The sequence below is a fragment of the Streptomyces sp. NPDC005374 genome (assembly GCF_042872225.1).
Lineage (GTDB): Bacteria > Actinomycetota > Actinomycetes > Streptomycetales > Streptomycetaceae > Streptomyces.
In genome coordinates this window covers 180,438-197,477 of the sequence record NZ_JBIAKA010000010.1, presented here as the reverse complement: position 1 = coordinate 197,477, position 17,040 = coordinate 180,438, and the positions used below count along the sequence as shown (strand labels likewise).

General features: G+C 69.2%; 16 protein-coding genes and 1 pseudogene. 11 read left to right on the top strand and 6 right to left on the bottom strand.

The window, feature by feature from the left end:
• The first annotated feature begins 202 nt into the window (after positions 1-202).
• The 6 genes from ACFYRX_RS26055 (at position 203) to ACFYRX_RS26030 (ending at position 7,855) form a co-directional block, all read left to right on the top strand.
• Positions 203-1,789, top strand: a complete 1,587-nt coding sequence (locus ACFYRX_RS26055) for an ABC transporter substrate-binding protein (protein WP_389104166.1) — start codon at positions 203-205, stop codon at positions 1,787-1,789.
• Positions 1,790-1,817: 28 nt separating this feature from the next.
• Positions 1,818-2,756, top strand: coding sequence for an ABC transporter permease (locus tag ACFYRX_RS26050; RefSeq protein ID WP_389104163.1), 939 nt, complete (start codon positions 1,818-1,820; stop codon positions 2,754-2,756).
• Entirely contained in the window at positions 2,753-4,732 is a 1,980-nt protein-coding gene (locus ACFYRX_RS26045; protein ID WP_389104160.1) for a dipeptide/oligopeptide/nickel ABC transporter permease/ATP-binding protein, read from the top strand. The genes ACFYRX_RS26050 and ACFYRX_RS26045 overlap by 4 nt, the downstream gene beginning before the upstream one ends.
• Complete coding sequence (locus ACFYRX_RS26040) at positions 4,729-5,739, top strand: oligopeptide/dipeptide ABC transporter ATP-binding protein (protein ID WP_389104158.1); 1,011 nt, start codon at positions 4,729-4,731, stop codon at positions 5,737-5,739. The genes ACFYRX_RS26045 and ACFYRX_RS26040 overlap by 4 nt, the downstream gene beginning before the upstream one ends.
• A gap of 90 nt (positions 5,740-5,829) precedes the next feature.
• Positions 5,830-6,717 (top strand): SGNH/GDSL hydrolase family protein, encoded by an 888-nt coding sequence (locus ACFYRX_RS26035; protein ID WP_389104155.1) that lies wholly within the window; start codon positions 5,830-5,832, stop codon positions 6,715-6,717.
• A gap of 148 nt (positions 6,718-6,865) precedes the next feature.
• Positions 6,866-7,855, top strand: a complete 990-nt coding sequence (locus ACFYRX_RS26030; protein WP_389104152.1) for an alpha/beta hydrolase — start codon at positions 6,866-6,868, stop codon at positions 7,853-7,855.
• Between the two features lie 756 nt (positions 7,856-8,611).
• On the opposite strand, the gene ACFYRX_RS26025 is transcribed toward ACFYRX_RS26030, so the two are convergent.
• On the bottom strand, positions 8,612-10,039 hold the full coding sequence (locus ACFYRX_RS26025; RefSeq protein WP_389104149.1) for a coniferyl aldehyde dehydrogenase: 1,428 nt from the start codon (positions 10,037-10,039) through the stop codon (positions 8,612-8,614).
• The gene (locus ACFYRX_RS26020) at positions 10,036-10,878 is read right to left on the bottom strand and encodes an SDR family NAD(P)-dependent oxidoreductase (protein WP_389104147.1); all 843 of its coding nucleotides are present in this window, start codon (positions 10,876-10,878) and stop codon (positions 10,036-10,038) included. The genes ACFYRX_RS26025 and ACFYRX_RS26020 overlap by 4 nt, the downstream gene beginning before the upstream one ends.
• Positions 10,879-10,950: 72 nt before the next feature.
• On the opposite strand from ACFYRX_RS26020, the gene ACFYRX_RS26015 reads away from it, so the two are divergent.
• On the top strand, positions 10,951-11,547 hold the full coding sequence (locus ACFYRX_RS26015; RefSeq protein ID WP_358537432.1) for a TetR family transcriptional regulator: 597 nt from the start codon (positions 10,951-10,953) through the stop codon (positions 11,545-11,547).
• Between the two features lie 910 nt (positions 11,548-12,457).
• On the opposite strand, the gene ACFYRX_RS26010 is transcribed toward ACFYRX_RS26015, so the two are convergent.
• From ACFYRX_RS26010 to ACFYRX_RS26000, 3 genes and pseudogenes are all read right to left on the bottom strand, one after another.
• Positions 12,458-12,964 carry a nuclear transport factor 2 family protein gene (locus ACFYRX_RS26010; protein ID WP_389104144.1) on the bottom strand — a complete coding sequence of 169 codons (507 nt, stop codon included), beginning with the start codon at positions 12,962-12,964 and terminating at the stop codon, positions 12,458-12,460.
• Between the two features lie 9 nt (positions 12,965-12,973).
• Positions 12,974-13,090: pseudogene (locus tag ACFYRX_RS26005) on the bottom strand (hypothetical protein); the annotation flags it as partial.
• Between the two features lie 114 nt (positions 13,091-13,204).
• Positions 13,205-13,597: a hypothetical protein gene (locus tag ACFYRX_RS26000; RefSeq protein ID WP_389104664.1), complete on the bottom strand. Its 393-nt coding sequence runs from the start codon at positions 13,595-13,597 to the stop codon at positions 13,205-13,207.
• Here ACFYRX_RS26000 and ACFYRX_RS25995 point away from each other — a divergent pair.
• From ACFYRX_RS25995 to ACFYRX_RS25985, 3 genes are all read left to right on the top strand, one after another.
• Positions 13,534-14,004, top strand: a complete 471-nt coding sequence (locus ACFYRX_RS25995) for a helix-turn-helix domain-containing protein (RefSeq protein ID WP_389104652.1) — start codon at positions 13,534-13,536, stop codon at positions 14,002-14,004. The genes ACFYRX_RS26000 and ACFYRX_RS25995 overlap by 64 nt on opposite strands.
• A 219-nt stretch (positions 14,005-14,223) precedes the next feature.
• A complete protein-coding gene (locus ACFYRX_RS25990) occupies positions 14,224-14,670 on the top strand; it encodes a hypothetical protein (RefSeq protein WP_389104141.1) in 447 nt (148 codons plus the stop codon).
• Entirely contained in the window at positions 14,667-14,795 is a 129-nt protein-coding gene (locus ACFYRX_RS25985; RefSeq protein WP_389104138.1) for a hypothetical protein, read from the top strand. The genes ACFYRX_RS25990 and ACFYRX_RS25985 overlap by 4 nt, the downstream gene beginning before the upstream one ends.
• Before the next feature lie 448 nt (positions 14,796-15,243).
• On the opposite strand, the gene ACFYRX_RS25980 is transcribed toward ACFYRX_RS25985, so the two are convergent.
• Positions 15,244-16,059, bottom strand: a complete 816-nt coding sequence (locus tag ACFYRX_RS25980) for a helix-turn-helix transcriptional regulator (RefSeq protein ID WP_389104136.1) — start codon at positions 16,057-16,059, stop codon at positions 15,244-15,246.
• Between the two features lie 93 nt (positions 16,060-16,152).
• Here ACFYRX_RS25980 and ACFYRX_RS25975 point away from each other — a divergent pair, with 93 nt between their 5' ends.
• Positions 16,153-16,995 carry an NAD(P)H-binding protein gene (locus ACFYRX_RS25975; RefSeq protein ID WP_389104133.1) on the top strand — a complete coding sequence of 281 codons (843 nt, stop codon included), beginning with the start codon at positions 16,153-16,155 and terminating at the stop codon, positions 16,993-16,995.
• The last annotated feature ends 45 nt before the right edge of the window (positions 16,996-17,040 follow it).

Genomic DNA, 17,040 nt, shown 5'->3' with positions numbered 1-17,040 from the left:
CGCATCCTGCTAAAACCTTTGAGCAAGGTACACCGAGATCTCGCCACCGCGGGATACCCGACGTTCGTGAGCCGCGAACGGGCCTCCTGCACCATCAGGCGGGCCTTCACCGATCGCCTTGACGCCTCCCACGCGCACCCCGCACACCTCGTTGCGGATCTCGCGTTTGCTAAATCGATAAACTCCCTCAGAGTCGCCGGAGATGAACGTGTCCATTCGCCTGTCTCACCGCAGATTCCAGGCACCCCGCCCGCGCAGCAGCGCGGCGGTCGCCCTGGTCGCCGCCACCGCCCTGGTCCTCACCGCCTGCTCGGGGGGCGCGTCCTCGAAGGGCGCTGCCGGGAGCGTGGGCGACGACCTCACCTTCGGCGCTCCACTGTCGCCGCCGAGCCTGAACCCGGCGGTCGGTGACCCCGCCTACGGCTCCTTCTACCAGTGGGCCTACGACCCGCTGATGGTCATGCGGCCCGACGGCACGTTCGGCCCCGGCCTCGCGGTCAAGTGGGGCTACGTCGGCAAGGGCAACCGCGCCTACGAGCTGACCCTGCGCAAGGGCGTCAAGTTCAGCGACGGCACGGCGCTCGACGCCCAGGCGGTGAAGACGTACCTGGACTACGAGAGGGCCCAGAAGACCGGCAGTGTGCCCGGCATGCTGGGCAACGTGGCGTCCGTCAAGGCCACTGGCCCGCTGACCGTGCGGCTGACGCTGCGCGCGTCCGACCCCAACCTGACGTTTGCGTTCGCCCAGGCGTTCGGCGTGGGGAACATCGCCAGCCCGAAGGCGGTGGCCAAGCCCGCGTCGCTGGACAACGGGACGGCCGGAGCAGGGCCGTACATGCTGGACGCGAGTCGGACGGTCGCCTCGGACCACTACACCTTCGTCCCCAATCCGAACTACTGGAACAAGGACCGGCAGCACTTCAAGCAGGTGACGATCCGCGTCATCCCCAACTCGTCGTCGATGATCCAGGCGATGCGGGCCGGTCAGGTCCAGGCGGCGATGGGCGATGCCACCACGCTCCAGGCGGCCGCGGGCGCCGGACTCACGGTACTGGCTCCGCCGCAGGCGATGACCGGGCTCAACCTCGCGGACCGGCAGGGCAAGCCGCTGAGCGATGTACGGGTGCGGCAGGCACTGAACTACGCGGTCGACCGCAAGGCCATCGCCAAGGCGCTGTACGGCGACGAGAAGCTGGCACTCAGCCAGTACGCCCTCCCAGGACAGGCCGGGTACGAAGCCTCTCTCGACTCCACCTATCCCTACGACCCGGCGCGGGCCAAGAGCCTCCTCGCCGCGGCCGGATACCCGGACGGGTTCACTCTCTCCGTGCTCGACACCACTCTCGTCGGGCTCGACAAGATGACGCAGGCGGTCGCCGGCCAGCTCTCGAAGGTCGGCGTCAAGCTCAAGATCACCACGAAGCCGAGCGTGAGCGACTACTTCGTCGCGATGACCTCCGGGAAGTATCCGGCCCCCGTGATCGGGTACGGCCTGGCCAACATGGCCACGCTGCACGTCGGCTTCGTCAATCCCACGGGGCCGTTCAACCCCTTCCACGTGTCTGACCCGCACCTCGACGCGCTGTACAAGCAGTACTTCGCGGCGGACGAGAAGGACAGTGCCGCGCTGCAGAAGCAGATCAACGCCTACCTCCAGAAGCAGGCATGGGCACTTCCCGTCGTCGGCTCACCGCTGAGCTACTACCTCGCCAAGGGCCTGACCGGGCTGGAGGCCACGACGGCCAACGCCGGGGTTCCCACGTTCGCCGATCTGCGCCCGGAGAACTGATGGGCACGCCCGTGAGCAGAGGTGACCGATGCTGAGGCTCGTCCTGCGCCGACTGGCCTGGGCCGTCCCGCTCGCGCTCGTGGCCTCTGCGGTCTCCTTCGTCCTCGTGGCGCTCCTGCCAGGCGATGCCGCCCGCTCCCTGCTGGGGCAGAACGCCACCGAGGCGCAGCTGGACACCGCACGCCACGAACTGGGCCTGGACCAACCCCTGTGGGTCCAGTACTGGCGGTGGCTGTCCAAGGCGCTGCACGGTGACTTCGGCACCTCGCTGATCAACCGGCAGCCGGTGACCGCCCAACTCGACGACCGGCTCTGGCCGTCGCTGTCGCTGATCATCGGCGCCACCCTCCTCGCCGCCGTCGTCGGAATCCTGCTCGGAGTCCGCGGCGCGCAGCGAGGCGTACTGGGCCACGCGGTCAAGTCGGGATCGATCATCGGCCTCGCCATACCCGACTTCTGGCTGGGCCTCGTGCTGGTCGTCCTGTTCGCCGTGAAGCTGCCGCTCTTCCCGCCCACGGGCTATGTGGCACTGCCCGAGGACCCGGCGGCGTGGTTCGACTCCCTGGTCCTGCCCGTCGTCACCCTGGCGGTGCCAGCCACCGCCGTGATCGCCAAGCAGAGCCGCGACGCCGTGGCGACCGCGCTCGACCAACCCTTCGTCCGCACCCTGCGGGCGGCCGGGGTGCCGGAACGGTCCGTGGTCTACCGGCACGCCCTGAAGAACGCCGCCGTCCCGGTCCTCACCGTGATCGGCACGGTGTTCGTCGGCGCCCTCGGCGGGGCCGTGGCCGTGGAGTTCATCTTCGCCATCCCCGGGCTGGGAAGCACCGCCGTCCAGGCAACCGCCTCCCACGACCTGCCACTGATCGAAGGAGTCGTCGTGTACTTCACGATGATCGTCATCGCGGTGAACCTCCTCGTCGATGTGGCCTACCACGTCGTCAACCCGAGGGTGCGCACGGCATGACGACGACGAAGTCCATGAACAGAGAGGTCTCGCAGGCCTCCTCGCAGCCGGCGAAGCCGTCCCCTGGACCGCATCGGCTGCGCCGCCTCCTCGGTCGGCACCCGCTGGGCGCTGTGGCCACGGCCTACCTGGCTCTGCTGGTACTGGCCGGCCTGTTCGCCCCCGCCATCGCCCCCTACTCTCCCGATGAGCAGGACCTGAGCACCGTGCTCAGCGGCCCGTCGGGCGCGCACTGGCTGGGCGCCGACACGGTCGGTCGCGACGTACTCAGCCGCCTGCTGTACGGAATCAACCCGGCGCTCGTGAACACGTTGACCGCGCTGGCGGTGTTCCTGCTGCTGGGTGTGCCGCTCGGCATCCTCGCCGGCTACCGGGGTGGCTGGCTCGACACCGCGATCAGCCGGACGGCCGAACTGGTTCTCGGCGTCCCTGCGATCATCATCGTCCTGGTGGTGCTCGGTGTCTTCTCCTCCAGCCCCACCGCGGCCATGATCACCCTGGGCCTGCTCGGCGCACCGGGACTCGTCCGGCTCGTGCGGGGCGCCACGCTGGTGGTCCGCGAGGAACTGTTCGTCACCGCCGCCCGGGTCTCCGGTGTACGCCCTTGGCGGATCATGAGCGGCCATGTGCTGCGCCGGGTACTCGGCCCGATCCTGGCCCAGGCGTCGGTGTTCGCGGGCATCGGCCTCGGCTTCCAGGCCGCGCTCGCCTTCCTCGGCGTCATGTCCGCGGGCGACCGGCCGAGCTGGGGCGAGATGATCAGCCAGGCCTCCACCGTCGTCACCTCGGACGGGTGGCTGCTCGTTCCCCCCGGTGTGACGATCGCCCTCACCGTGCTGGCGTTCGGTGTGCTCGGCGATGCCATCGGTGAGCAGACGGCGTTCGATCGCAGGACAGCCGCACCGCGCGGGCGGCGTTCGTCCCGCGGCCGCGGGACGAACGCGGCACCGCGGCCGATGGTGGTGACACCGTCGACCGATCCGGAGGACGGCCTGCTCCACGTGCGGGGACTCACCGTGACGGCGAGCACGTCCGGCGAGGACACCACCTTGGTCAGCGACGTGACGTTCAGCATCGGTGCCGGAGAGACGGTCGCCGTCGTCGGAGAATCCGGCTGCGGCAAGAGCATGACCGCCCTCGCGCTGCTGGGGCTGCTGCCGGACGGTGTCGACGTCACGGGCGGCGAGGTCTTCTACCGCGGTACGGACCTCGTGGCCGGCGGCCCCAGGGCCTACCGTGCCGTCCGCGGTTCCGGCATCGCGTACGTCGCTCAGGACGCCCTCGGCAGCCTCGACCCCACGCACACGGTCGGCAGCCACCTCAAGGAGGTCGTCCGCCGTCACGAACGGCTCTCCGGACCCGCGACGCGCGCACGAGCCGCCGAACTGCTCCACCAGGTCAAGCTGCACAACGTCGACCGGGTGCTCGCCTCGTACCCGCACGAGATCTCCGGCGGCATGGCCCAGCGCGTCAACATCGCCCTCGCGCTCTCCGGCCGACCCAAACTCGTGATCGCCGACGAACCCACGACCGCGCTGGACGTCACCGTGCAGGCGGAGATCCTCGCTCTGCTGCGCGAGCTGCAGCAGAGCACCGGAATGGCGATCCTGCTGATCACCCATGACTGGGGCGTCGTCGCGGACATCGCCGACCGGGCCGTCGTCATGTACGCCGGGGAAGTGGTCGAACAGGCCCCCGCCCAGCGTCTGTTCCACGCGCCCCGCTTCCCCTACACCGCGGCGCTGCTGGCCGCCGATCCGAGCACCGCGCAGGAGGGGGCACGTCTGCCCACGCTGCCCGGCCGGGTGCCGCCCCCCGGGGACTGGCCCACCGGATGCCGGTTCGCCGGCCGGTGCGTCCACGCGCGCGAGGACTGCACCAGCGGGCCTATCCCCCTACTGCCGATCGGCCAGGACGCGGCCGCGCGCTGCATCCGCAGCGAGGATCTCGTCCGCGAAGGAGTACTACCGCTATGACCGAGGAGCAGTCTCCCGCCCTGGACGTCCGCAACGTCAGCGTGGGATTCAGACGCCGACGCCGAGAACCCCTGTTCCAGGCACTCGACGACGTCAGCCTGACGATCCCGCGCGGTACGACCATGGGGCTCGTCGGAGAGTCGGGATCGGGCAAGTCCACGCTCGCCAAGGCGGTGCTGGGCCTCGCGCCCACCCAGTCCGGCAGCGTGCGTCTGCTCGGCCAGGACACAACTCACCTGAGGCCTGCGGAAAGAAGGAAGCTCGGCAGCTCGCTGCAAGCCGTCTTCCAGGACCCGAACAGCTCCCTCAACCCCTCCTACACCGTGGGCCGCAGCCTGGCGGAGCCCATGCTGGCCCAGGGCATCCGGTCCCGGGAGACCATCGCGCGCCGCACGGCGAAGATGCTCGAGGACGTGGGACTGGACCCGGCCGCCGCCGCGAAGTACCCGCGCGACTTCTCGGGCGGGCAACGCCAGCGCATCTCCATCGCCCGTGCCCTGATGACCGAGCCCCAACTGGTGATCTGCGACGAGTCGGTCAGCGCGCTCGACCTCTCGGTCAAGGCCCAGATCCTCAACCTCCTGGCGGACCTCCAGGACGAGCACGGGGTCGGCTACCTGTTCATCTCGCACGACATGTCCGTCGTACGGCACATCTGCCACGACGTCACCGTCCTGTACCGAGGGCAGGTGATGGAGGCCGGACCGACCCGGCTGGTCACGCAGGACCCCGCACACCCGTACACCCGCGCACTCCTGCTGGCCGCCCCGGTCGCCGACCCCGCCGTCCAACGCAAGCGCCACGCCATCGCCGCGGCCGGTGAACTCGCGAACGGCGGCGACCCGCAGCCGGGCAGCGGATGTCCCTTCGCCGCCCGATGCCCGGTCGCCCAGGAACGCTGCCGACAGACCCGACCGGAGGCCCGGACTACGGCCGACGGCCGGACGGTCGCCTGCCATCGCTACCCCGAGTGGCAGAGCGAGATCACCACCGGCATCGCGCGATGACCCCTGCCGGGCCCAAGAGGCTTCGCCTTCCGTCCACACCAGTGGGATGCGTCTTCGTGTTTGCGCTGATCGTTCAATGGAGTGTCGAGGATGACGAGAACCCTTTTGAATGCGCCAACCGTCCGTCGCGGTGTAGCCGCCCTGGCTGCGGTCACCGGCCTCATCGCGGTCGCCGGTGTCGCCGTTCCTGCCAGTGCGGACACTGCTCCACTGGCGTACGTCGCGATGGGCGATTCGTACAGTTCCGGAGCAGGAGATCTGCCGCTGGATCTGACCGCGCCGCCGACGTGCGTCCGCTCCACCGCCAACTACGCCAACGACATCACGCGTGCGACCGGCGCCAGCCTGACCGATGTCACCTGTAGTGGTGCGACCACCGCGAACTTCACGACGTCGCAAGGAATCGGGATCGCGCCCCAGCTCGATGCCGTCACTTCGGCAGCACAGCTGGTGACGATGACGATCGGCGGCAACGACAGCAACGTCTTCGCGAACGTGATGAACGACTGCACCGTCGCTTCAGCCACCACCCTCGGACAAGGCAACCCCTGCGAGCAGCAGTACGGTTCCAGCTTCGCCGACACGATCAACAGCACCACCTACCCGGCGATCGTCCAGGCGCTCAAGGCCGTGAAGGCCAAAGCACCGCACGCCCGCGTCGCCATCCTCGGCTACCCCTGGATCGCCCCTGCGGCCGGCGGTTGCTACCCCACGCTTCCGATCGCGGTCGGCGACATCCCCTACGTCCACGGGATCCAGGCCACCCTGAACGACGCCGTCCGTCGGGCGGCTGGTGCCGCAGGAGCCATCTATGTGGACATGAGCGGCCCGTCCAACGGACACGACGCCTGCGAAGCGCCCGGCGTCCGCTGGGTCGAACCGGTCGTGACGACCAACTCCCTCTCCCTCGGACATCCGAACGTACTCGGCGAATCCGAAATGGCCGCCCAAGCCCGCAGCGTCCTGCACCTGCCATAAGCCGGTGATGCGGGCGAGCTGACAAGGGTGTTCGCCTGCACTGCCTTCCAACCGCCCAAGCCGGCTACGACGACACGCGCGGAGATCCTCTCGGCTGTACTGCCTTCCTGCCCGTGACCTTCCTCGCGCACCCCGAACAGGAGTCTCCATGCCCATCGATCCCGCACTTGTGCCGTTCCTGCCCTTCCCCACGTTGCCCGAGGACATCGACTTCCCCGCCTTTCGCGCCCAGGAAGAAGCGAATGGTGAAGCGCTCGTCGGCCAGATCGCCGAGCCCGGTCCCGATGTCGCCGAACACCGCGTCGAGACCATCCCCGTCGAAGGCGGCACCATCGAACTGGCGATCTTCCACCCCGTCAAAGACGGAGTACTTCCGCTGCACATGTACGTGCACGGCGGCGGATGGGTCGCCGGATCGGGCCTCAGCCTCAGTACCGCGATCATCGGGCGCGAACGCGCCGTGGGCGCGCAGTGTGTCGTGATCACCGTGAACTACCGCAAGGCACCCGAGCATCAGTTCCCCATTCCACTCCAGGACTGCCAGGCCGCGTTGGAATGGGCGATCCAGCACGCCGAGCGACTCGGTATCGACACGAACACGATCACCCTCGGCGGCGGATCCGCAGGCGCCAACCTCGCCGCCGCGCTCACGCTGAAGCTGCGCGACGAACACGGCCCCGCCATCGCACTGCAACTCCTCGAAGTGCCCGCACTCGACCTCACCGGCAGCCTCCCGTCACACTCCGACCCGGAGCTCGGCACGAAGTACGCGCTGCACCGACAGGACGTGGACCGCCTCATCCCCCTCTACCTCGGCAAAGACGGCGACCCCACGCACCCCTACGCGTCGCCCCTGCTCGCCGACAACCTCGCCGGCCTGCCACCGGCGTACATCATGTCCGCGGAGTTCGACCTGCTCCGCGACGACGGCCAGGCGTACACCGACCGGCTCAACGAAGCAGGAGTGCCCGCCCAGTTCTCCCTCCAGCACGGTCACATCCACCCCTCGCCCGCGTTCACGAAGGTCCTGCCCGCCGCACGAGCCTGGCGTGAAGAAGCACTCGAGGTCCTCCGTGCGGCGCACGCCGGCACCCTCCGCCTTCCGCTGCACTCCGAAGCCGCCGGCGAAACCCGCTGACAGCCCACGGCGTACGACCGGGCAGTGGGGGTCGATCGGCCTGCAAGTCGCCCATTACCTTGGTCGTGGAGCCCGGTTCGGGCTGGCGGTCATCGGGGCCGGTACGACTCGTTGGCACTGCCCTTGATGATCCGGGGCGCTGTCACCGGTCCCGGCGGGAGCGGAGTCGAGGAGATCACGTCTCCCACATTCGTTGTGCGCGAAGGAACGGATGTGGCGGCGGCCTCTGCGGGATACCGGCACTGGTGGACCGGCTCGCCTTCGGCGACAGCGCGACTGCGCATACCTGCGTTGGCCGCTCGGCAGTGGCGAGGCCGTCAGTTGGCCCGCCAACCTGCTCCGGCAGCAGTGGCGCACGCGCTCACTGCAGGTCTGCTGCCCCAGTGGCGGGCCCGGCTGTGATCTCCCCTTCGGGTTCGCGGTGCGCTTTTGCGACCGTGGCCGGCAGCAGGTAGTCCGGAGACACACACCGAGCCCGAAGTGTGTCCGGCGGACGCCGTCGTGTGCGGCTGCCACCGTTTCGGCCCAGGTCAGGAATTGGTGACGGCTTGGGCGCCCAATGCCCGAACGCCGGCTGCGCGGTCATCCCTGCGTTGCCGAGAACGAGGTCGATCAGCCATCGGTGGCTTCCTCGCGGAGGGCTCGGAGTGAACACCATGTCGTCGATCCGTCGATCGGTCTCGACGAACGGCCGGCCGCACTTGTGCGTGTGGGTGTCGTGCTCTTCTCTGCCTGCGGGTGCTGGTGGTGCCTTCTTCATCGGAGGAAGAAGTTGAGGAGACGTTCGGTGCGCTTGCTGAAGGGGGCGTGCAGCATGCGGGTGGCGTTCCAGCGTCCCTGTACATAGATGCCCTTGGGGTGGCTGAGGGTGCGGAAGCCTTCGATGCCGTGGTACTTGCCCATGCCGCTGGCGCCGACGCCGCCGAAGGGCAGGTCGTCCTGTGCGACGTGCATGATGGTGCCGTTGACGGTGACGTTGCCGGAGGTCGTGCGGTCGAGGACCCTGCGCCGCTCGGGGCCGTTGTCGCCGAAGTAGTAGAGGGCGAGCGGGCGCGGCCGGGCGTTGACGTAGTCGATGGCGTCGTCGATGTCGCGGTAGCCGAAGATCGGCAGGATGGGGCCGAATATCTCCTCGTGGGCGATGCGCATGTCGTCGGTGACGCCGAGCACGACGGTCGGCGCGAGGGTGTGGGGACGGCGGGCCGCGTCGCCCGGCCGGTGTCCGACCTCGATGATCCGCGCCCCGTGCGCGCGGGCGTCCTCGATCAGGTCGGTGAGGATCCTGTACTGCTTGTCGTCGATGATCGACGTGTAGTCGTCACTGGTGGGGCCGTCGGGGTAGGCCGCCTTCACCAGCCTGTCGTAGGTGGCGATGAAGGCGTCGATCTCGGATTCGTGCACCAGGGCGTAGTCGGGGGCGATGCAGGTCTGCCCGCCGCTGAGGAGCTTGCCGAAGACGATGTCGGACACGGCCTGGTCCTGGACGTGTCCCTTGGCCACGATGGTCGGGGACTTGCCGCCGAGTTCCAGCGTGACGGGGACGAGGTGGTCGCTGGCCGCCTTCATCACGGCACGGCCGACCTCGGTGCTGCCGGTGAAGACGAGATGGTCGAACGGCAGTGAGGAGAACGCGGAGCCGTCGCCGCTGACCATCGTGACCTGCTCAGGAGGGAAGAGCTCGCTGAGCATCGACGCGAGCACCGCGTTCGTCGCCGGGGTCAGCTTCGACGGCTTGAGCATGACGCGGTTGCCGGCGGCGATCGCGGTGACGACGGGCATCAGCGACAGGTTGACCGGATAGTTCCACGGCGAGATGACGCCGACCACGCCGAGCGGCTGGTACTCGATGCGGTTGCTGCCGAAACGCAGCAGCAGCTCGATGTGACGGTGGGTCGGGCGCATGAACCGGCGAAGGTTGCGGTGCAGGTAGTCGATGCCCTGCACGACGCCCACCAGTTCCATCAGCGCGCTCTCGTGCCGCGAGCGATGTCCGAAGTCGGCGTCTATCGCCTCCTCGATGGCGCCGCGCCGGGCGAGCAGCGCCGTCCTGAACCTGGTCAGATCGCTGCGCCGGGCCTCCAGGGAGGGCGCTCCGTCGCGGAGGTAGGCGGCGCGCTGGACCTGGAGGATGTGCTGGAAGCGCTCCGCGTCGGTGGGCTGCGTCGTGACATCGGTGCTGGTCATGATCGTGTTCCTTGGTTGTTGACGAGAGTGGCGGGGGCGTGGTGCTGCGGGCGCTGGCGGCGGTCCATCCAGCCCATGAGCCGGACCATCGAGCGGCGCGGCAGAAGCCTTCCGAGGAGTGCGACCGGTTTGCCGTTGGTGACCACCGACGGGGGCGCGGACCGGCGGTCGAGCGTGTCGAGGGCGATCTTCACCACCTGCTCGGGGGTGGTCCGCTTCGTGCCGTAGTCGGCGGTGCCGCCGGCGACGTCGTAGAACTCGGTCCGGGTGGCGCCGGGGTTCACGGCGAGGACGCGCAGGTTGGTGCCACGGGCCTCCTCCCACAGCGCTTCGGTGAAGTTGCGGACGAAGGCCTTGGTGGCGCCGTACGCGCTCATGTAGGGGGTCGGCTGGAAGCCCAGCAGGCTCGCGACGTTGATCAGGATGCCGGTGTCGGCGGAGGTCAGCGGGTCGATGTAGGCGCGGCTGAGGTCGACCAGCGCACTGATGTTCAGCGTGATCATGCTCTGCAGGCGGTCGGGGTCCTCGTCGCTGAAGGCGTCGTGGGTGCCGAAGCCGGCGTTGTTGACCAGTCCGGTGGCGTGGATGCCGCGGGACTCGAGCTCGGCGCGCAGCGTGCGGCCGGCGTCGGGCTTGCCGAGGTCGCGGGCGACGGTGGTCACCGTGACGCCGTGGGCGCGGGTGAGTTCGGCGGCCAGGCTCTCGAGCCGGTCCGCCCGGCGGGCGACCAGCACGAGGTTCGCGCCGCGGCGGGCCAGCTGGCGGGCGAATTCGGCGCCGAGGCCGGAGCTGGCGCCGGTGACGATGACGGTCTGGCGGTGGTAGTCGATTTTGCTCATGGGTTCACTGTACGCACGGTTTTGCACTGAGTGCAAGTATCTGCATCAAGTGATACGGCGTACCATCGGTGCATGACTCAGAAACCGGCCCCCTCCCCCATCCGGGAGCAGACCCGCTCGGTGGTCCGATCGCTGCTGGCCCGTACCGCCATCGAGCTGTTCGGCGCCAAGGGCTTCGACAACACGACCCTCGACGAGGTCGCCGCCGCTGCGGGTGTCTCCCGGCGGACCCTGTTCAACTACTTCCGCAACAAGGAGGACCTAGCCCTCAGCGGCCTGGACGAACAGGGCGAACTGATCGCCGCACGCCTCGCCGAGCGCCCGGCCGACGAGGACGCCTGGACGGCGCTGCGCGCGGCGTTCCAGGTACTCGAGGAGATCGACATAACGGCCGAAGGGCGCCTGGAGTTCATCACGCTGCTGTTCGGGAACGATTCCCTGCGTGCCGGACACACCGAGAAACAGGCCCGTTGGCAGGACCTGTTCGCACCGCTGATCGAGCCGCGACTGCCCGACTCCGACCGCCGCACCCTGCAAGCCCGTGCGATCGCGGCCGCAGCGATCGTCTGTATGCAGGCGGCCAACGAGGAATGGGTACGCCTGGGCGGACAGGCCGACATGCTCGACCTCTACGACACCGCCGTACACGCCATCCGCCGCCCCACCTGAAACCGGCCGCCCCCCAGCACCACCACACTCGCCGGCGTAGGGACCAGGGCCCGAACCGCCTGGCCGCGCCCGGGCAAGACCGAAGGGTTGGGCCACCGTGAGCCGCGCAACCGGAGGTCGTCCCTGGACGGGTAGGCGCAGCGGCCGGTGGCTGTCGGCATCGAGCTCGGCGAGCCCGCCGTCGATGTCCACCGTGTGGGTGCCCGTCATACGAGCCAGTACACCGGGGCCGGCTCGTGCCGGTCGTCTTTTCGCCTCGCCGACCTGTAGCTGGCACGCTCGACCAGGGGGTGGCAGGGCCGGCCCGCCGCAAGTAGGAGAACCGAGTCAGCACGCTCGCATGTACCGAACCTGATCAGTCTCCGACTCACCCGTGAACGGGCGGCAGCCTTGGCCACGACGACACCGACGCCTGACACCACCGCATGCACTGGGCAGGCCAGCTGACCCGTCCGGTGCGCTTACCACGCGTGCAGGAACTCAGTGGCTCGAGTGCGGTTGTGACTGCATCGGCAGCGCCCGGACCGGGGAGGTGAGCAGGGACAGGGCATCGAGCAACTGCCGGTTGTGCGCAGTCGGTTGGTCGACAGCGCGGACGAGGTGCTCGACGTCGGTCCGTAACCGGGACAGCTCGGTGGCGTCCTTGGCGCGAAGGTCCTTCAGGTTTGACGGTCTGTTGGCGCAGGCGGATATCGGGGGGCGGCGTCTGTCCGAGTGCCATCGAGCAGATGACCGCTCCCTCGCCGTTCGCGCCGGTGGTGGGGCGGCTGGGGACGTTTGCGCGGGGTCAGCACGCTGACCGCCTTCGGCTTGGCCGTCGAGGTCGGCGGCTGGCACCGGGTCACCGGTGCCACCATCGGTTCCTCTCTGGGCGGGTGTGCCCGTCGCCGTCATCTTTCGGGGCCGGCGATCAGAACAGGCCGTTGTCGTGCGGCAGGGTCTCCGGGATGGCGGGGACGATGTCCCAGTGCTCGACGATCTTGCCGTCGGCGACACGGAACAGGTCCCAGAACGCGACCGGAACATCGAACACGCCCTCGCCGACCACCAACACGAAGTTGCCCTCGGCGATCACCCGGTGAATCGTCCCGTAGACGACTTTCTTGCCCTGCTCGGCCCAGGCCGCCATGGCGGCGCCGAGCCCGTCAAGCCCGTCAGCGATCTCCGGGTGGTGCTGGTCGTACTGCTCGGTGGAGACGAAGTCGGTCAGCACGGAGAAGTCTTGACCCTTGAGGACCTTCTCGACGAACTCGATGACCACGGCACCGTTGGCGTCAGTCTTGTCGAGGTCGCTGGCCTCTGCCGGGCCGTCGACCTGCGAGCGGCCGGAGACGGTCTTGGCGATCTGGGGGGTGTGGCCGTCCCAGTGCTCGGCGAGCTTGCCGTCGGCGACGCGGAACAGGTCGAAGGCGACCATCGGGTCCGGGCCGAAGCCGTAGTAGACGCCGTGTACCGCGACCAGGTCGCCCTCGGCGATGACCCGTGCGACCTCGTGACGGACGTCGTCGGTGAGTGACCCGATCAGCCCGCGCAGGCCTTCGGGGCCGTCAGGCGCGGCCGAGCTGTGCTGGCGGTAGTCGGCGGCGACCCACCGGTCGACGGCGGTGTGGTGGACTTCAACGCGCGCGTCGGCACTCCGGCCGGCGTCGAGGTGATGTCACTGTCCGAGTTCCGGCGGCGTGGGGGCGGCGGGGTCACGCCGCAGCGCCCCGATTTCCACCACCTCATCACCACGGTCAGCGGGACGCTGAAACAGGAGGTCGACTTCACCACGTACGACGCGATCCCCGGTAGCTGGTTGTGGGTCCGTCCGGGGCAGGTCCAGAGGTGGGGGGACCTGAGCGAGGTCGAGGGGCATCTCGTGCTCTTCGAAAGCGACTTCCTCGATCCGGCCACGGTGGTCGCGGCGCGTTTGGAGACGCCGGGCAGCCCGGTGCAGTACGACGCGGCCGACGACCACGGCGTCGATCTGGCGATCGAGCACCTCTGTCACGAGTTCGGTGCCGTCGGCGGCAGTCCGCTCGACGTGCACATCGCCGTCCTGCGACATCTGCTGTCCGTGCTGGTGCTCCGGCTGGCCACCAGCCGGGTGGGCTTTCCAGCACGGATGACAGCGACACCTTCCGCCGATTCCGCGAGGCGGTCGAGCGTGACTTCACCAAAACCCGTGAGGTCGCTGACTACGCCAGAAACCTGGGCTACTCCCCGCGCACGCTCACGAGGGCAACCGCATCCGCGGTCGGCACCAGCGCCAAGGGGTTCATTGACGAACGAGTCATGCTGGAGGCCAAGCGCCGCCTGGCCCACAGCGACGAGCCCGCCGTCCGTATTGCCGCACACCTCGGCTTCAGCAGTGCCACCAACTTCAGCAAATACTTCCAGTCCCGAGCCGGACAGAGCCCGATCCAGTTCAGGAACGCGGCCCGGCAGGTCCCACGTCCGCAAGGCGAGCCCTGACGCTGCGGACGTGCGTCCTGCGGATTCGGCTCCACTTCCGGCAAGGGCGTGGCGAAACGAGTCGACTCCGACATCCACTCGGTCGCCGAGAGCAGAGCCCGAAGTCGCCCGGCCAGAGGTGTTCTCGCGGGCTTCGCGTGGGCGAAGCGGTCGAGCGGGTCACCTCCATGCAGTTCGACCGGCACGGCCCACGCGTCTGGCGCCAGGCCAACACCCTGCTTGACTCCGAACACGCCCGCCGCGCCATCGGTCCGTTCAAGTCCCCTACGGCACCTGCACCGAACCCTCCAACGTTGCCGCCGGCGGCCACGACTGCCCCGTGCGCTTCCGCTGCGTGGGCTGCGGACACTTCCCCGCACCGACGTCTCCTACCTCCCCGACCTAGAGGCATACCTGGCCGACCTGCTGCGCAACCGTGAACGTCTGGCCGCCTTCGCCAACGCCGACCCCTGGGCCACGGCCGAGGCCACACCATCGGACGACGAGATCGCCCGGATCCGCCGCCTGGTCCAGCGGGTGCGCCAGGACCTCGACGAGCTCACCGACGAGGACCGGGCCCAGATTCGCGAGGCAGTCGCGCTGGTCCGCCGCAGCCGCGGCGTCTCCCTGGGCATGCCGCGCGTCCGCCAGCCCCTGCCCGACCTTCGCCCGGAGAGAACCGGATGACCAGCATGACCGACGGGTGGCGGGCCGACTCGGCCCGCCGCCGCGAACGCTTCCTCAAAGCCCTCGATGCCCTGCTGCGCAGCGACCAGGACATCACCGTCTCCGGACTGGCCCGCGCGGCATGAGTGGACCGCACCTACCTCTACCGACACCGCGACCTCCTCGAACGCGTCCACGCCGCCGCAGCAGCCCCGCCAAAAGAGGGCCGGATCGCGGCCGTCAGCCGGGCCTCGCTGCGGGCAGACCTGAGCAACGCACTGGAGCGGAACAGGCGGCTGACAGTCCGGGTCCGCCTGTTGGAGAAGCGTCTTCCGAGAGCCTCGGTGAAACCGCATGGCAGGAATCCGGCCTTGGTGCGTCCGCCGACATCGACCAGCTTCAACGCCTCATCATGTTGCTCGAACAAGACCTGGCCGACATAAGAGGCCAGCTCGATGAGCGAACCGAGGAACTTGATGCCGCGCGGGCGGCTGACCGAGAACTGACCCGGGCACTGAACCAGGCCCGCTGACGCTATCCGCGGCAGAGCGTCGGCGGTGTCGGCGTACGTCCCGCCGGGCTCGCCGCGCCCTCTCACAACCCGGTGAGGGCTTGGCAGGGCCCGGCACCTGGGAGGTGACCGGTGACGTACGAGTGGGGCGGCACGCCCATCAAGGTGCGGAAGTCGGACGTCATGTGGGACTGGTCGTAGTAGCCGGTGAGGGCGGCCAGTTCAGCCCAGGAGTAGTCGGCGGCGGCCAGCACGGCGCGTACGCGGTCGATGCGGGTATAGCGCTTGGGGGAGAGGCCGACGCCCTCGGTAAACAGGTTGCGCAGATGCCGCTCACTGATGGCGAGATCGCGTGCCACCTCCCGCACCTGCCCGGGCACGCGGCCCGGCCGGATGGTCATCGCGTCGACGCCGGTCCGCAGCAACTCGGTGTGGGAGGTGTCGGCGGTCTCGGCGAGGCGGCTGGGGAGTACGTCCGCCACATGATCCATGATGTGGTCGGCGTCCATGCGGGGCAGCTCGACCGCCAGCCGACGCGCCGCCGGGGACGGCAGTTCGCCGAGCGGGGTGATGCGGCCGAGCAGTTGTACGGCGGGCACACCGAGCAGGGGCCTGACCGTGCCCGGTGCCAGGCGTAGCTGCACCAAGGACCGGAGTGGCTCGCCCGTGTGGTACGAGGCGTGGATGCGAGGACCGATGACGACGGCTTCACGGCGGCCGTTCTCCTCGACGCGCACGACCAGTTTCGTCGCCGTATCCGGGAAATGAACGATGGGCCGCCCCTGCAGCCGACCGACGATCGACACGAGGGCGGCCCTGTCCAACCAGGCGCGCACTACCTCGGGGAGGGGCAGGGCACGCTCGGCCAGAGAGGTCGTGGCGTGGCGGGCGGAACTCACCCCTCCACTGTAGTCGCGGGCACACACGCACTGCTTCGCAGCTGTGCCGGAATTTCCTATAGACCATGTCCCCGGGCCGCGCACAGTGGAGGCATGATCGTTGTGACAGGTTCCACCGGCACCATCGGTAGTGAAGTAGTACGGCAGCTCGCGGCGCGCGGCGAGAAGGTGCGCGCTCTGACCCGGGACCCGGCGCAGGCCGAGGTGCCCGCCGGAGTGGAGGCGGCGCGCGGACACCATCGCGACCGGGCCTCGGTGACGGCGGCGATGGAGGGGGCCCAGGCCGCCTTCCTGATCGGGGCCTTCGGGCCCGACGACGCCGACCATGACAGGGGCCTGGTAGAGGCGGCGCGGGCGGCAGGCGTGCGCCGTATCGTCAAGCTCTCCTCTCTGGGCACCGGCGACCCGGCCGTCGGCCCGTTCGGCACCTGGCACGTGCCCGGCGAGCAGGCCGTACGGGACAGCGGGCTTGAGTGGACGATCCTGCGCCCGACATCCTTCGCCTCGAACACGCTGGCCTGGGCGTCCGCCGTACGAGAGGGCGCTCCCGTGCCCAACACCTACGGCGATGGCAAGCAGGCTCTGGTGGACCCGCGGGACGTCGCCGCGGTGGCCGTCGAGGCGCTGCTCGACGGGCGGCACACGGGACGGACGTACACGCTGACCGGCCCGGAGGCACTGAGCGTCCCTGAGCAGGTCCGAGTACTCGCCGATGTCCTCGGGCACCCGGTCGAGAGGCTCGACCTGTCGGCGGCCGAGGCACGCGAGGGCATGCGCGCGATGGGCATCGACGAAGCATTCGCGGACGCCGCCGACTACATCCGAGAGGGCTGCAGCGACATCGTGACGGAGGACGTACGGGAGGTGCTGCACCGGCCGGCGCGGACATACCGGGAGTGGGCACAAGACCACAAGGGTTCGTTCGCACGGGCCTGAGAAGAGAACCGGCCGTAGGGATCAAGGGCGGGCGGCCCGCCCTTG

What these genes read in the sequence shown, in the direction of transcription:
- ACFYRX_RS26055 (WP_389104166.1), top strand. Translation starts at nt 203, where the DNA reads ATGAACGTGTCCATTCGCCTGTCTCACCGCAGATTCCAGGCACCCCGC.
- ACFYRX_RS26050 (WP_389104163.1), top strand. Translation starts at nt 1,818, where the DNA reads ATGCTGAGGCTCGTCCTGCGCCGACTGGCCTGGGCCGTCCCGCTCGCG.
- ACFYRX_RS26045 (WP_389104160.1), top strand. Translation starts at nt 2,753, where the DNA reads ATGACGACGACGAAGTCCATGAACAGAGAGGTCTCGCAGGCCTCCTCG.
- ACFYRX_RS26040 (WP_389104158.1), top strand. Translation starts at nt 4,729, where the DNA reads ATGACCGAGGAGCAGTCTCCCGCCCTGGACGTCCGCAACGTCAGCGTG.
- ACFYRX_RS26035 (WP_389104155.1), top strand. Translation starts at nt 5,830, where the DNA reads ATGACGAGAACCCTTTTGAATGCGCCAACCGTCCGTCGCGGTGTAGCC.
- ACFYRX_RS26030 (WP_389104152.1), top strand. Translation starts at nt 6,866, where the DNA reads ATGCCCATCGATCCCGCACTTGTGCCGTTCCTGCCCTTCCCCACGTTG.
- ACFYRX_RS26025 (WP_389104149.1), bottom strand. Translation starts at nt 10,039, where the DNA reads ATGACCAGCACCGATGTCACGACGCAGCCCACCGACGCGGAGCGCTTC.
- ACFYRX_RS26020 (WP_389104147.1), bottom strand. Translation starts at nt 10,878, where the DNA reads ATGAGCAAAATCGACTACCACCGCCAGACCGTCATCGTCACCGGCGCC.
- ACFYRX_RS26015 (WP_358537432.1), top strand. Translation starts at nt 10,951, where the DNA reads ATGACTCAGAAACCGGCCCCCTCCCCCATCCGGGAGCAGACCCGCTCG.
- ACFYRX_RS26010 (WP_389104144.1), bottom strand. Translation starts at nt 12,964, where the DNA reads ATGGTCGCCTTCGACCTGTTCCGCGTCGCCGACGGCAAGCTCGCCGAG.
- ACFYRX_RS26000 (WP_389104664.1), bottom strand. Translation starts at nt 13,597, where the DNA reads ATGTCGCAGGACGGCGATGTGCACGTCGAGCGGACTGCCGCCGACGGC.
- ACFYRX_RS25985 (WP_389104138.1), top strand. Translation starts at nt 14,667, where the DNA reads ATGACCAGCATGACCGACGGGTGGCGGGCCGACTCGGCCCGCCGCCGC.
- ACFYRX_RS25975 (WP_389104133.1), top strand. Translation starts at nt 16,153, where the DNA reads ATGATCGTTGTGACAGGTTCCACCGGCACCATCGGTAGTGAAGTAGTA.